Below are 13,361 nucleotides of genomic sequence, written 5' to 3'. Positions count from 1 at the left end.
CAATCGGGGGTGTGAACACATCAATAGATTCCTCAAGTTTAACGACGGCGCTCAAGCAGCACATCGAAGAGGCCATACGCGCGGCAGGTGGCTGGCTGGCGTTTGACCGCTTCATGGAGCTGGCGCTGTACACGCCCGGCCTCGGCTATTACGCCAACGGCGTGCCCAAGTTCGGCACCATGCCGCAGTCGGGCAGTGACTTCGTGACCGCGCCCGAGCTTTCGCCGCTGTTCGGCTGGGCGCTGGCGCAGCAGGTGCGCGAGGCGCTGGATGCCTCGGACACGAACGAGGTCTGGGAATTCGGCGCGGGCACGGGCGCGTTGGCCAAGCAGCTGCTCGAGGCGCTGGGCAGTCGCATCAAGCGCTATACCATCGTTGATCTTTCGGGCAGCTTGCGCGCGCGCCAGCAGCAGACGCTTGCGCCGTTCGCCGATCAGGTCGTCTGGGCAGACCAGTTGCCCGACGCCATCCACGGCGTGATCGTCGGCAACGAGGTGCTGGACGCCATGCCCGTCAAGCTGGTCTTTCGCAAGGGTGGCGAGCAGGACGGCGTGTGGAACGAGCGCGGCGTGGTCATCGCAGAAGACGGCAGTTTTGCATGGAGCGACCGCGCCACCGAGTTGCGTCCACCCGCCGACGTGTCGGGTCCGCAGGACTATCTGACCGAACTGCAGCCACAGGGCGAGGCCTTCATCCGCACCATCGGTGATCGATTGAAGCGCGGCGTAGCGATCTTCATCGACTACGGTTTTCCCGAGACGGAGTTCTTCCATCCGCAGCGCCACATGGGCACACTGGTATGCCATCGCGCGCATCAGGTGGATTTCGATCCGCTCGTTGACGTCGGCCTCAAGGACATCACCGCGCACGTGAACTTCACCGGCACGGCGCTGGCCGCGCAGGATGCCGGTCTGCAGGTGCTTGGCTACACCAATCAGGCGCACTTTCTGCTCAACTGCGGCATCGCCAAAGAGATGGAAACGCGCGAGCAAAAGCAGCGCTCGCAGGCCGCCAAGCTCGTGATGGAGCACGAGATGGGCGAGTTGTTCAAGGTCATCATGCTGGGCGCTGGCGAGCCATGGATTCCCATGGGTTTCTCGCACGGGGACCGCACGCACAGGCTCTGAGGCTGTTTTGTCATGATTCGCTGGGTCGTCGTCGTCTTTCTGGCGCTCATCCTCATCAACGGCATCGCGCCGTGGCTGCGCAAGCTCGGCCTTGGGCGGTTGCCGGGGGATTTCCATTTCCGTCTGTTCGGGCGTGACTGGTTCATTCCGCTCGCAAGCACACTGGTGCTCAGCGGATTGCTGAGTCTGATTGCGCGGTATATCTGAGTCCCCCTGAGGCGCTTCGCGCCTTCCCCCGCTCTCGCATTGCTGCGCAACGCGGGCAGGGGGCGCAGTACTTGCTGCTTGGCTGCCCTTGCTTGGCTGCCCTCGCTTGGGGCGTGCCAGTTTCAGGTGCCGCAGACTTGCTGCCAATGGCCATTGCGGTATCTCAATCGGTCGGGATTGTCGAAGTAGCAGAGTGAAAGGCTTTGCACTTGAAAGGATCTCCCATGGCCAGCCGCACAAAGCCTTCCACATCCAATTCGCCTTCCCTCCAAAGTCGCCGAGCGCGTGCCGTTTCGAGCGGCGACATCGCTCCCTCGATGGAGCCCGAGGCGCTTGCGCGCCATGTGGCCCGCGAGGCGGCGAGCGGCAGGCAGACCGAGTTCACAGAGGTGGCGCGCGGCCTCGTCGAAGGCGACACGCCGACTGACGAGCGCGCCGCCGCGTTGCGTGCGCTGCTCGATGGCGCATCGGAAGATGATCGCCGCGCACTGCGTCAGGCACTCTGGGGCAGAAGCGGCAAGGCGGCGGGCGATGACAGCAATCCCGACGAGGAACTGGCACCGGGCTGGCGTGAGGGCGCGTATCCGTATCGCCATCTCATGCGCCGCTCGGCCTACGAGCGCGAGAAGTTCCGCCTGCAGGTGGAACTGCTCAAGCTGCAGGCCTGGGTGAAGGAGACGGGGCAACGCGTGGTCATCGTCTTCGAAGGGCGTGACGCCGCTGGCAAGGGCGGCACGATCAAGCGCTTCATGGAGCACCTGAATCCGCGCGGCGCGCGTGTGGTGGCGCTCGAGAAACCCTCGCCTACCGAACAGGGGCAGTGGTATTTTCAGCGCTATGTGCAGCATCTGCCGACGCGCGGCGAAATCGTGTTGCTCGACCGCAGCTGGTACAACCGCTCGGGTGTGGAGCGCGTGATGGGCTTCTGCTCGTCTGAAGAATATTCGGAGTTCATGCGCCAGGCGCCGGAGTTCGAGCGCCACTTGGTGCGCAGCGGCGTGCATCTCATCAAGTTCTGGTTCAGCGTGAGCCGCGAGGAGCAACGCCGCCGCTTCAAGGAGCGCCAGGCGCATCCGCTCAAGCAGTGGAAGCTGAGCCCCATCGACATGGCCTCGCTCGATAAATGGGACGACTACACCCGCGCCAAGGAAGCAATGTTCTTCGAGACCGATACGGCCGATTCTCCGTGGACGGTGATCAAGAGCGACTGCAAGAAACGCGCGCGACTCAATGCGCTGCGCTATGTGCTGCACAAGCTGTCCTACGCGCGCCGCGACATGGAGCTGGTGGGCAAGCTTGATCCCCTGATCGTCGGGCGTGCGCATGTGGTCTACGAGCGCGGGGAGAAGCCCGGCGCGCTGGCCTGACGTACGGGTCTGAAGGACGCATTGCCCGCCATCTCCTACAGTGCGCGACATCCGCATGCGGCAAGATGGGGCATCTCCGAGACGATTGGGATGAGCATGAAAGCTTGTGTGGATATTGGCGGCACCAAGGTCGCCGTGAGTCTGGTGCGAGATGCGAGCGGCAGTGATCGACCTGCTCCGATGGCGGTGCGCGTGGCCGAGCCCACGGTCAAGACCGGCGCAGTCGATGCATTGGCGCGGCAGGTGCTCGCGCTCATCGATGCGGCCTGCGCGCAGGTGGGGTGCGCGCGTGCGGACATTACTGCGACGGGGGTGTCGTCCTGCGGGCCGTTCGTGCTCGTCGATGGCCGCATCGAGGTGGCCAATCCCAACATCTGCGGCGGCCTGGCCGGTGCGCCGCGCGACATAGGTAACGAGTGGACGCGCATACCGCTCGAGGAGCCGCTAGTACAGGCACTCGGCACGGTGCGCATCGCCAACGACGCCGTCGCCGCACTGGTCGCAGAGCGGCGCTGGGGCGCACTGCGCGGTTCTGAAAACTGCGCCTATGTCACCTGGAGCACTGGCGTGGGTGCGGGACTGTGCGTCGATGGTCATGTGCTGCGCGGCAAGAACGGCAACGCGGGTCACGCGGGGCACAGCTTTGTGGTCGATGGGGATGCGGCCGCGCTCTGCGGCTGCGGCAACCGGGGCGATGTGGAATCCATGATCGCAGGAGGCTCGCTCGAAGGGCGCATTGGCACTGATGCCGAGCGACTGATGACCGCCGCAACGCAAGGCGACGTGCGGGCTGTACGCACCGTGCAGCAGCTCTGCGAAGTCATGGGCCGCATGCTCTACAACCTGATCGCCACGCTTGATTTGCAGCGCATCAGCCTCGGCGGATCGGTGTTTCTTCACCACGCGGGGCTGTTGCTGCCGCAACTCGAGCGCGAGGTGCAGCGGCATTTTCCGGCGCTCACACAAGGGGTGGAATTGTGCGTCGCGGGGCTGGCCGACAAGGTAGGTGACTATGCTGCGCTGGCGCTCGTCGATAAGGATTGAAGCGTCTGCAGGAACGATTCGCGCCACCAGTGGATGTCGTAGCGCGTGATGTTTTCCAGCAGCGCGCGGTGCCTGCGTTGGCGCTCGGGAAGCGGCATGTGCAGGGCATTCTGTATGCACTCGGCCATGCCCTCGGTGTCGTAGGGGTTGACCAGCAGCGCATCCTTGAGTTGCTCCGCCGCACCGGCAAAGCGCGAGAGCACGAGCACACCGGGGTCGTCCGGGTCCTGCGCCACCACGTACTCCTTGGCGACCAGATTCATGCCGTCGCGCAGCGGTGTGACGAGCCCTACGCGCGATGCGCGGCACAGCCCTGGAACGCGTTTGCGCGCAACGGTGCGGTGGATGTAACGCACGGGCATCCAGTCGAGATCGCCGAAGTCGCCGTTGATTGCGCCGCACAGGCCCTCGAGCTCTTGTCGCAGATCGGCGTAGGCATTGACGGCATCGCGGCTCGGCGAGGCGATCATCAGCAGTGTGGCGCTGTGCTCGTTGTCGGGATAGCGCTCAAGCAGCTCGCGAAACGCGCGCACGCGCTGCGGTATGCCCTTGGAGTAGTCGAGCCGGTCGATGCCCAGCAGCAGTTGGCGGCGCGAGTATTCGCTGCGTACCCGCTCGAAAGTGTCTACCGCATCCTGCGATTGGCCCAGATGCCGGAACTCCTCGACATCGATGCCGATGGGAAATGCCTTCACCTGCACGCTCGCACCAAAACCCTCGAGCCGCTGATCGTCCTTCAACACCGCCTGCGATTCAGTAGTCATGTAGCGGATGCAGTGTGCAACGTCTGCCTCGCTCTGCAGCCCGACGAGGTCGTAGGAAAACAGCGAGCGCATCAGCCATTCATGCTGCGGAATGGCGGCCAGCAGCAGCGAGGGTGGCAGTGGAACGTGCAGGAAGAAGCCAATGCGCTGCGTGCAGCCTAGCGCGCGCAGTTCGGCCGCTAGCGGGATGAGGTGGTAGTCGTGCACCCAGATGATGTCGTCGTCGCGCAAGAGCGGTTTGAGCTTGCGCGCGAAGAGCTGGTTCACGCGACGATATCCGGCGAGGTAGCGGGTGTTGAAGTTCGCGAGATCGAGCCTGTAATGAAACACCGGCCACAGCACACTGTTGGCGTAGCCTTCGTAGTAGGACTCGTAGTCGCTGCGATTCAGATCGACTGTGGCCAGCGTCACCTTGCCCGAGCTGCGCGTGTGCAGGCGGCTTTCGCCATCGCCGGGCTCGTCGATGATATTGCCGCTCCAGCCAAACCACAGCCCGCCCGTGCGCTGCAGCGATTCGCCGAGGGCTACGGCCAAGCCTCCCGCTGCCGGTTTACGCGGGTCTGCAAGGCGGTTGGATACGACCACGAGTCGGCCCATCAGATCACGCTCCTCCAGGGCTTGGACAGGGCGATGGCGGCGTTGATCACGCCCACCATCGAATAGGTCTGGGGAAAGTTGCCCCACATCTCGCGCGTCTCGGAATGCGTGTCTTCTGACAGCAGGCCGAGCGGATTGCGCGCGGCCAGCATGGCCTCGAATATCTCGCGCGCCTGCTCCGTGCGACCGATGCGGGCGAGCGCATCGATGCGCCAGAACGTGCAGATGTTGAACGAGGTCTCGGGCTTGCCGAAGTCATCGGCGGCCTCATAGCGGCGCATGAACGGGCCGTCGCAGAGGCTCGCCTCCATGGCGTCCACCGTGCTCACGAAGCGCGGGTCGCTCGCATCGACGAGGCCCACCTCGCTCATCAGCAGCACGCTTGCATCGAGCTCTCTGCCGCCGAAGCTCTCCGCGAACGCCTTGCGCGTCGGGTTCCATGATCGCTCCAAGATCTCATCGCGCATCCGGCCAGCATGCGCGCTCCAGTAATGCACGCGCTCGGCGAAACCCAGATGCTCGGCGATCTTGGCGAGCCGGTCGCAGGCGGCCCAGCTCATCAGTGCCGATGATGTATGTACCCGTGCGCGGGTGCGCAGCTCCCACATGCCCGCATCGGGCGTGCCATAGACGCGCACGGCATGCTCGCCGATGCGCTCGAGGTAGCGGAACTCCGCCGCGCCGGCCGGATGCAGAAGGCGCCGATCATGAAAGGCTTGCGCCGCGCCGAGCACGATGTTGCCGTACACATCGTGCTGAAAATGCTCAGCCGCCTGATTGCCCACGCGCACCGGCCCCATCTCCCGGTAGCCCGCGAAATGGTCCATCGTGGACTCGGGCAACTGGCTTTCGAGGCCGATGCCGTAGAGCGGTTGAATGTGACCAGTGGTCGCCTCGATCACCACGTTGGAGAGCCAGCGAAGATAGTCCTCCATCGTGCCGGTTTCCGAGAGACTGTTGAGCGCGCGCACCACGAAGAACGCATCGCGCAGCCAGCAGTAGCGGTAGTCCCAGTTGCGGCCACTGTGTGGCGATTCAGGGATGCTCGTGGTCATCGCGGCGACGATGGCACCGGTCTCTTCGTAGAGCGAGAGCTTGAGCGTGATGGCCGAGCGGATCACCGCGTCCTGCCACTCGAGAGGAATCGACAGACCCTGGCTCCACTTGCGCCAATAGGCGATGGTTTCGCGCTCGAACTGCAGCGCCGTGTCTGCAATGCCGGTGGACAGCGATTCGTCTGCCCCCAGCAGAAAGTGCTGCGTCTTCGAGAGCAGAAATGGCTGTTCCTCAAGCACATAGGACACGGGCGCGTCGGTATTCAGACGCAACGTCATTTGCGTGCCGACATAGCGCACATGGTTGCTGCCACGCGTGACGATGGGCTCTGTTTTTCCCCAATCGAAGGCGAGCTTGAGCCGCACGCGGATGCGCGGCGCACCATGCAGCGGGCGCACCTTGCGCACCAGCGTGACCGGGCGAAAGAGTCGCGAGCGCGAGTGAAAGCGCGGTGCGAAATCGGTGATCTCGATGCTGTTGCCGCTGCGGTCGGTGAGTATGGTGCGCAGGACTGCGGTGTTGGGTTCGTAGGACTGGCGCGTGCTCACGAGGTCTTCAAGTTCAACGGCGAAACGGCTGCCCGCTTCGCCGGGCTGTAGCAGCGCGTTGAACACGGGGTCGCCATCGAAACGCGGCAGGCAGCTCCAGACGATGTCGCCCTGGCTGTCGACCAGCGCACTGATCGAGCAGTTGCCGATCACCCCCAGATTCAATGAGGGCTGGGCCGGTGTGCCGAAGCGTGCGGTGTTCGTGCTGGTGTCCGTGGTCGTCATCATGAAGTTCCTGAAGCGGACTGCTGCAACCATGCCCGCACGTCCTGTGCTGAATCGCACCTTGCAGTTGCAACGCTCGCTCCCTGTTGTCCCACCTTGATGCCCAGCCCGCCCATCGATTGCACGGCCATGAAGGCGGATTCATCTGTGACATCGTCGCCAACGAAGACCGGCGTGCGGCCTGCGAAGGCGGGCCGTTGCATGAAGGTCTGCACGGCGCGTCCTTTGCTTGGCCCCATAGGCTTGAGTTCGAGCACGCACTTGCCGCGCAGCATCTCCATGCCGGGCATATCGTTTGCGATCTCGTCCATCAGTTTTGAGCAGGTGGGCTCAAGCGCTGGCGCGTTGCGGTAGTGGAGTGCGAGGCCCGAGGTCTTGGTTTCCAAAAGCAGGCTCGGGTATTGCTGCAGCGCAGCTTTGAGCCGTTGTATTGCCGTTTCGAGATGCGCAGGTGCGGTGACTTGGATGCTGTTCTGAGTGGTGCCGTCATCGCCTGTCACAACACGGATGCGTGCGCCATGCTCACTCGCCACGTTGAGTTGCAGCGGCGCGAGGTAGTGATCGATATCGGACAGCGCACGCCCGGTGACGATGGCGAGCGCGCCTTGCAATAAGGTGCTGAGCGTTTGCAGTGCAGGGATGACGCCTTCCTCCACCCACACTGCATCCGGCTGAGGTGCGATGTCTACCAGCGTGCCGTCGAAATCCAGAAAAAGTGCGTGACCAGAAGTCAGTCTTGGAAACCCTTGCATTGCCTTTGACCTTAACAAGCTGCGCTTATCGGGGCTTGTAGGTCATGACGCCGCAGGGCTGTCATCTGCTTGAAAATGTGCGGTGAATCGCCACATGATGGCGTGGGATGCACGCCATTCTTTGTTAGCTATTCACGAGTTCTGCCATGTCCGATCTGCTTCACGTTGTCTGTCCCCATTGCCACAAGACCAATCGCATTGCGCGCGATCAGTTGAGCGCGTCTGCCAACTGCGGCAGTTGCCATCAGCCGCTGTTGACCGGCGAGCCGGTGAATCTGGATGGGGTGAGTTTCGCTAAGCATGTCGGGCGCAGTCAGCTGCCGGTGGTGGTGGATTTCTGGGCGCCTTGGTGTGGGCCTTGTCGGATGATGGCGCCTGCTTATGCGCAGGCGGCTCAGGTTTTGCAGACCCGTGCGCAGTTTGCGAAGTTGGATACGCAGGCGCATCCGGAGACGGCTGCTCCGTTTGGGATTCGGAGCATTCCTACGATGGCGGTGTTTCGGGAGGGGGTGGAGTTGGGGCGGATTTCCGGGGCCTTGCCTGCCGGGGAGATTGTGCGGTGGGTGGAGTCTTTGCTTTGATTTTTTCTTCTGTTCTTTGTGTTTAAGTTCAGAGGCCGGGTCTCGCCCCGGCGGGCGAGTAACTTTTTGGTCTTGCCCAAAAAGTCACCCAAAATGCGCTTTGAAGTCATCCAGCGGAACTCGCGGCGTTCCTTCGTCACTCTGCTCGGGCAACCGCCGGAAATCAGTTTGGAAGAGGTGTTTACGGCACGTCGCTGCGCTCGTGCCAGGGGCGTTTGCGGAGCTGGGTTGGGCGGTAAATGCCCACTGCTCTTTTACGCCCGGATGATTTCACTGCGCGTCACGAGCGAAGCGACGTGCCGAACATTCCTCTTTTGAAAACTCTGACTCGCGGCGGTTGTTCGAGCGGCGCGCGAAGCGCAAAGCGAGTTCTGCCGCGGGTATTCAAAGCGCGTTTTGGGTTACCTTTTGCGCGCAAGCAAAAGGTAACCCCGCCGCCGGGCGGAACTCCCGGCCTCTGCCCTCAACAACACAGCAAAAAGCCAGAAAAAAACCTCCCAACATGGCGAGTGAGAAAGGCACTCAACCATCAGATCAGAGGATCTCTCAGACCGTCGGCGCAGGTGCATCCACAACAAGCGTCGCATCCAGCACCCGCACGCGCTGATCCACGTAGTACCCACCGAATTCCGTATATCGCATCACCTGAATGCCGCATTTCCCGCAGCGCCAGATGGTGCTGCGATTGACCGGAAAGTAGGCGAGCGCGATGGGCGCGTCGGGGCTTTCGTATCGGGTGCGGTCGGGGTGGAATTCTTCAAAGGTGGGTTCGTCCACGCCAGGTTCGCGCAGGTCGGCGATCTGCTGCATCTGGGCGGCGGGCCAGCGCATCTCGGTGATGCTGTCCCAGCCTTGGTATTGGATCAGGTGGCAGTTGCAGCCTTCGCCAGTCTGACCTTGTGCGGCCAAGTCGCGCAGTTGTTCGGTGGTTCGGATCGATAGGGGTTCTGTCATGGTGTCGGTGCTTCGTTGGACAGCCATATGCGCAATGCCTCTCGCCTTGCGTCGGCGACGGCCGCGCCAATGGCTTCGCCCTTGAGGCCACGTTTTGCGGCTGCTCCTGCGATGGGGCCGGTTTTCACATCGAGCACGGCTTGCAGGGCATGGGTCAGGCGCGTGCGCTGTGGATAGGGATTGTTCTCGAACCCCAGTCGCCCGCGCGCATCGCATTCGCAGGCAAACAGGGCTTCTTCAAAACGTGCGGGTTTGCGGATGGCGTCGCAGCGCTCGAAGAGGCGCAGCAACGCGCCCGGGCTGAGCTCCTTGCTGCGATGGATGTTGCCGTGTTCGCGTGCGACCAGTACGGCGAGTTCGTGCAGGTCGTTGGGCACGCGCCAGCGGTCGCAGACGGAGTTCACCAGATCGACACTGCGTTCCTCATGTGCGATATGGCGCGGCAGGATGTCGGCGGGTGTGGTGCCCTTGCCGAGGTCGTGCATCAGGCTGGCAACGCGCACGCCCAGCGGTGTGTGCAATTGGGCGGACATGTCCACCACCATCATCACGTGCACGCCGGTGTCGACTTCGGGGTGGTATTCGGCGCGTTGCGGCACGCCCCAGAGTGCATCGAGTTCGGGTAGCAGCACCGTGAGCGCGCCGCATTCGCGCAGAACCTCGAACATGCGCGAGGGGCGTGGCTCCATGAGGCCGCGCGAGATTTCCTGCCAGACGCGTTCGGGCACGAGGTGATCGACCTCGCCCTCGGCCACCATCTCGCGCATGAGGGCGATGGTCTCGGGCGCGACGCTGAAATCGGCAAAGCGCGCGGCGAAGCGGGCGATGCGCAGGATGCGCACAGGGTCTTCGCGGAAGGCGTTGGTCACGTGGCGCAGGATCTTGCTTTGCAGATCCCTCTGGCCGTCGTAAGGGTCAACCACGGCGTCAGCGCTGCCGTTCCAGTCGAGTGGCGCGGCCATTGCGTTGACCGTGAGGTCGCGGCGCGAGAGGTCTTCTTCGAGCGTGACGTCGGGCGAGGTCTGCACCACGAAGCCGCGATAGCCTCGGCCGCTCTTGCGTTCGGTGCGCGCGAGGGCGTATTCCTCGTGCGTCTGCGGATGCAGGAACACGGGAAAGTCGCGGCCGACGGCGGTGTAGCCGAGCTGTGTCATTTCTTCGGGCTGCGCGCCGACAACGACCCAATCGCGGTCGTTCACTGGTTGGCCCATGAGGCGGTCGCGTACTGCGCCGCCTACCATATAGATTTTCATATTGGAAGTTTAGGGCAGTTGGGGGTGGGTTGATTCAGCTTCTGCTGGGTGGGTTGGTTCAGAGGCCGGGTCTCGCCCCGGCGGGCGAGTAACTTTTTGGTCTTGCCCAAAAAGTCACCAAAAATGCGCTTTGAAGTCATCCGGCGGAACTCGCGGCGTTCCTTCGTTACTCTGCTCGGGCAACCGCCGGAAATCAGTTTGGAAAGAGGTGTTTGCGGCACATCGCTTCGCTCGTGCCGGGGCGTTTGCAAAACTGGGTTGGGGTGCAAATGCCCACGGTTCTTTTGAAGAAAGTCGATCCAACGAGCAAACTAAAAATGCACAAGGCTGGCGCACCAACATCTCGCGAAGTCGCGAGATGCACGGCACGAGCGAAGCGACGTGCCGAACATTCCTCTTTTGAAAACTCTGACTTGCGGCGGTTGTCCGAGCGGCGCGCGAAGCGCAAAGCGAGTTCTGCCGCGGGTATTCAAAGCGCGTTTTGGGTTACCTTTTGCGCGCAAGCAAAAGGTAACTCCGCCGCCGGGCGGAACTCCGGGCCTCTGCCCTCAAACCGAGTGGCAAGAGCAGAAACGAAAAGCCGAATATCACCCTAACGCAGCGGCGCTCATCCCGTTATGAAGCGGCGTTGCCCTTGACCCGATACGGCTCGTCAAACGGAACAAAGTCATTCTCCGCGAGCGCATCCTTCACCCACGCCTGCACGCCAGGCAGAGCCATCACCCGCTCCACATAAGCCTTGATGTGGGCAGGCACCGGCAGCGTATAAGTCGTGATCCGCGAGCAGACCGGAGCGTAGTAAGCATCGGCAATGCTGAATTCGCCGAACAGCATCGGACCCTTGTGGGTGTCGAGCAGGCTGCTCCACATCTCCACGAGGCGGTTCACATCGGCCTGTACGGCGGGCTTGTCGCGCCAGATCAGGGCTCCGATCTCGGGTAGGCTGGCTTCGATGTTCATGCCGCAATTGCTGCGCAGTGCGGTGAAGCCGCTGTGCATTTCGGCGCAGACGCTGCGGGCGATGGCGCGGGCCTTGGCCTCCGTTGGCCAGAGGTGTTTTTCGGGGAATTTCTCCGCGAGATATTCGGCGATGGCGAGGGTATCCCAGATGGCGAGCTCGCCGTCGACCAGCGCGGGCACCTTGCCGGTGGGGGAAACTTGACCTATCTGGGTCTTGAACCTGGAGCCTTCGGAAAAGCTGTCGAAGCGCACCAGCACTTCCTCGAACGGGATGCCAGCCTGCTTGAGTAGCACCCAGGGGCGCATGGACCAGGAGGAGTAGTTCTTGTTGCCGATGAAGAGTTGGAGCATGGTGAGAACCTCGTTCGTTGGAGCGGTATGGGAGGACGGGTGCGCATGCGCGCGGCGCGTGCGGTGTTCTAATTCTGGCCCATGTCCGCCCATCCTTCAGCTATGTCCTTTTCGAATTCACCCAACGCCATCCACAAGACCGCTCTGGTTCTCTTCTCCGGCGGCCAGGATTCCACCACCTGTCTCGCGCAGGCGTTGTCGCGTTACGAACGGGTGGAGACGCTGGGGTTTGACTACGGCCAGCGGCACAGCATCGAGATGCAGGTGCGGCAGACCGCCCTGCAGGCGCTGCGCGAGGCGTTTCCAGAGTGGGACGCGAAACTCGGTGAGGACCATGTGCTTTCGCTCGATGTGCTGGCGCAGATCGGGGGCTCTTCGCTGACCGAGGATGTGGCGTTCGCGATGCAGGCAGACGGTCTGCCGAACACCTTTGTGCCGGGGCGCAATCTGCTGTTTCTGACGCTGGCGGGGGCGCTGGCCTACCGGCGGGGCATCAGCGTGATCGTGACGGGCGTCTGCGAGACCGATTTTTCGGGCTACCCCGATTGCCGCGACGACACGATGAAGGCCATGCAGTTGGCACTCAATCTGGGACTGGAGCGGCGTCTGCTGATCGAGACGCCGCTGATGTGGATCGACAAGGCGCAGACCTGGCAGCTGGCCTTCGAGCTGGGCGGGGCGCAGTTGGTCGAGCTGATCCGGCGCGACACCCATACCTGCTATCTGGGCGTGCGCGACAGCCTGCAGGATTGGGGATACGGCTGCGGGGGCTGTCCGGCGTGCGAGTTGCGCGCGCGTGGTTGGGCGCAGTGGCACCACCAAGCGGCTCAATAAAAATTGTCTCAATAAGTAAACGAGGCAAATTTCCTGAAAGACGCGCGCCCTCACCTGTCAGAAGGCTGCGGAGCAGGCCATGCCAGCAACCACCGAGCAAGAGCCGCTTCGCGGCGAAGGCGGTGTCCCCCTCAGGGGGAAGGCGCGCAGCGCCTCAGGGGGAGGTCAATAGTTCGGCCAGACGACGCCGTTGTCGTTCAGGATCGCGTCCAAGGGCTGGTCATGTGCCTCGGGCTCGAATTCATCGACATAGCCATTGGTGTAGCCCAGCCCCACGGTGAACGGGCGCGGCTCGAGTGCGGCCAGTGTGCGGTCGTAGAAGCCGCCGCCGTAGCCGAGGCGGTAGCCGCCCGCGCTGTAGCCCACGCAGGGCACGAAGAGCAGAGTGGGCACGATCAGTTCGGTGTCCTTGGGCTTGGGGATGCCGTAGGCGTCTTCTTCCATCGGACAGCCGGGGTACCAGGCGTGGAAGGTGAGGGTCTTGTGCTCGCGGTTCACCACCGGCAAGCCGATGCGGCGGCGCTTGGGCTCGTCGAGCAACTCGCCGTCTTCCTTCCAGCGGTGCAGGGCGGGCAGAGGGTCAAATTCCCCCTTGATGGGCCAGTAGGCACCGATGACGGTGTCGGGCCTGTCGACCAGCCAGATGCGCATGACACGCTGCAACATGTCGGCGCGAACCAACCTGTCGGGCAAATTAAGTCGTTGTTCTACCAGTGCGCGACGCAGGGCTGCTTTGTCCAT

The 13,361-nt window shown here is 62.9% G+C and carries 13 protein-coding genes; 6 read left to right on the top strand and 7 right to left on the bottom strand.

Translation table 11 applies throughout. The annotated features are described in order from the left end of the window. Positions 1-11 precede the first annotated feature (11 nt). The 4 genes from G7047_RS19760 to G7047_RS19745 all read left to right on the top strand — a co-directional run bounded on the left by G7047_RS19760 (position 12) and on the right by G7047_RS19745 (position 3,745). Positions 12-1,127: a class I SAM-dependent methyltransferase gene (locus G7047_RS19760; RefSeq protein ID WP_371813808.1), complete on the top strand. Its 1,116-nt coding sequence runs from the start codon at positions 12-14 to the stop codon at positions 1,125-1,127. A 12-nt stretch (positions 1,128-1,139) separates the two neighbouring features. After that, positions 1,140-1,334: a DUF2905 domain-containing protein gene (locus tag G7047_RS19755; protein WP_166309293.1), complete on the top strand. Its 195-nt coding sequence runs from the start codon at positions 1,140-1,142 to the stop codon at positions 1,332-1,334. Between the two features lie 224 nt (positions 1,335-1,558). Next, positions 1,559-2,701, top strand: a complete 1,143-nt coding sequence (gene ppk2 / locus G7047_RS19750; protein ID WP_166309290.1) for a polyphosphate kinase 2 — start codon at positions 1,559-1,561, stop codon at positions 2,699-2,701. A 96-nt stretch (positions 2,702-2,797) separates the two neighbouring features. Beyond that, positions 2,798-3,745 carry an ROK family protein gene (locus G7047_RS19745; protein WP_166312163.1) on the top strand — a complete coding sequence of 316 codons (948 nt, stop codon included), beginning with the start codon at positions 2,798-2,800 and terminating at the stop codon, positions 3,743-3,745. On the opposite strand, the gene otsA is transcribed toward G7047_RS19745, so the two are convergent. From otsA to otsB, 3 genes are read right to left on the bottom strand one after another with little or no spacing between them, the layout of a single operon-like run. Next, complete coding sequence (otsA, locus tag G7047_RS19740) at positions 3,712-5,106, bottom strand: alpha,alpha-trehalose-phosphate synthase (UDP-forming) (protein ID WP_166309287.1); 1,395 nt, start codon at positions 5,104-5,106, stop codon at positions 3,712-3,714. The genes G7047_RS19745 and otsA overlap by 34 nt on opposite strands. Beyond that, entirely contained in the window at positions 5,106-6,938 is a 1,833-nt protein-coding gene (locus tag G7047_RS19735; RefSeq protein ID WP_371813807.1) for a glycoside hydrolase family 15 protein, read from the bottom strand. Before G7047_RS19735 ends, otsA begins: the two co-directional genes overlap by 1 nt. Then, positions 6,935-7,687, bottom strand: coding sequence for a trehalose-phosphatase (gene otsB, locus G7047_RS19730; RefSeq protein WP_166309284.1), 753 nt, complete (start codon positions 7,685-7,687; stop codon positions 6,935-6,937). Before otsB ends, G7047_RS19735 begins: the two co-directional genes overlap by 4 nt. Positions 7,688-7,833: 146 nt before the next feature. Here otsB and trxC point away from each other — a divergent pair, with 146 nt between their 5' ends. Then, positions 7,834-8,268, top strand: a complete 435-nt coding sequence (trxC, locus tag G7047_RS19725; protein WP_166309281.1) for a thioredoxin TrxC — start codon at positions 7,834-7,836, stop codon at positions 8,266-8,268. A gap of 546 nt (positions 8,269-8,814) precedes the next feature. Here the strand turns inward: trxC and G7047_RS19720 are convergent. The 3 genes from G7047_RS19720 to G7047_RS19710 form a co-directional block, all read right to left on the bottom strand. Continuing rightward, positions 8,815-9,222 (bottom strand): hypothetical protein, encoded by a 408-nt coding sequence (locus G7047_RS19720; protein WP_166309278.1) that lies wholly within the window; start codon positions 9,220-9,222, stop codon positions 8,815-8,817. Next, positions 9,219-10,475 carry a multifunctional CCA addition/repair protein gene (locus tag G7047_RS19715; RefSeq protein WP_166309275.1) on the bottom strand — a complete coding sequence of 419 codons (1,257 nt, stop codon included), beginning with the start codon at positions 10,473-10,475 and terminating at the stop codon, positions 9,219-9,221. Before G7047_RS19715 ends, G7047_RS19720 begins: the two co-directional genes overlap by 4 nt. Before the next feature lie 615 nt (positions 10,476-11,090). Then, positions 11,091-11,786 (bottom strand): glutathione S-transferase family protein, encoded by a 696-nt coding sequence (locus G7047_RS19710; RefSeq protein ID WP_166309272.1) that lies wholly within the window; start codon positions 11,784-11,786, stop codon positions 11,091-11,093. 102 nt (positions 11,787-11,888) lie between these two features. Between G7047_RS19710 and queC the strand changes: the two genes are divergently transcribed. Continuing rightward, positions 11,889-12,620, top strand: coding sequence for a 7-cyano-7-deazaguanine synthase QueC (gene queC, locus G7047_RS19705; protein WP_166309269.1), 732 nt, complete (start codon positions 11,889-11,891; stop codon positions 12,618-12,620). A 165-nt stretch (positions 12,621-12,785) separates the two neighbouring features. Here the strand turns inward: queC and G7047_RS19700 are convergent, their stop codons facing one another. Beyond that, the gene (locus G7047_RS19700) at positions 12,786-13,361 is read right to left on the bottom strand and encodes a 5-formyltetrahydrofolate cyclo-ligase (protein ID WP_166309266.1); all 576 of its coding nucleotides are present in this window, start codon (positions 13,359-13,361) and stop codon (positions 12,786-12,788) included.

Origin of the sequence: Diaphorobacter sp. HDW4A, from assembly GCF_011305995.1 — a bacterium.
Classification (GTDB): domain Bacteria; phylum Pseudomonadota; class Gammaproteobacteria; order Burkholderiales; family Burkholderiaceae_C; genus Diaphorobacter_A.
The sequence above is the reverse complement of the archived record's forward strand: the minus strand, read 5'-3'. Positions and strand labels throughout refer to the sequence as shown.

Excerpts from the sequence above, each read along its gene's own strand:
- otsB (WP_166309284.1), bottom strand. The coding sequence starts at position 7,687 with ATGCAAGGGTTTCCAAGACTGACTTCTGGTCACGCACTTTTTCTGGAT.
- G7047_RS19755 (WP_166309293.1), top strand. The coding sequence starts at position 1,140 with ATGATTCGCTGGGTCGTCGTCGTCTTTCTGGCGCTCATCCTCATCAAC.
- G7047_RS19735 (WP_371813807.1), bottom strand. The coding sequence starts at position 6,938 with ATGATGACGACCACGGACACCAGCACGAACACCGCACGCTTCGGCACA.
- G7047_RS19700 (WP_166309266.1), bottom strand. The coding sequence starts at position 13,361 with ATGGACAAAGCAGCCCTGCGTCGCGCACTGGTAGAACAACGACTTAAT.
- queC (WP_166309269.1), top strand. The coding sequence starts at position 11,889 with ATGTCCTTTTCGAATTCACCCAACGCCATCCACAAGACCGCTCTGGTT.
- G7047_RS19710 (WP_166309272.1), bottom strand. The coding sequence starts at position 11,786 with ATGCTCCAACTCTTCATCGGCAACAAGAACTACTCCTCCTGGTCCATG.
- trxC (WP_166309281.1), top strand. The coding sequence starts at position 7,834 with ATGTCCGATCTGCTTCACGTTGTCTGTCCCCATTGCCACAAGACCAAT.
- ppk2 (WP_166309290.1), top strand. The coding sequence starts at position 1,559 with ATGGCCAGCCGCACAAAGCCTTCCACATCCAATTCGCCTTCCCTCCAA.
- G7047_RS19745 (WP_166312163.1), top strand. The coding sequence starts at position 2,798 with ATGAAAGCTTGTGTGGATATTGGCGGCACCAAGGTCGCCGTGAGTCTG.
- otsA (WP_166309287.1), bottom strand. The coding sequence starts at position 5,106 with ATGGGCCGACTCGTGGTCGTATCCAACCGCCTTGCAGACCCGCGTAAA.
- G7047_RS19715 (WP_166309275.1), bottom strand. The coding sequence starts at position 10,475 with ATGAAAATCTATATGGTAGGCGGCGCAGTACGCGACCGCCTCATGGGC.
- G7047_RS19720 (WP_166309278.1), bottom strand. The coding sequence starts at position 9,222 with ATGACAGAACCCCTATCGATCCGAACCACCGAACAACTGCGCGACTTG.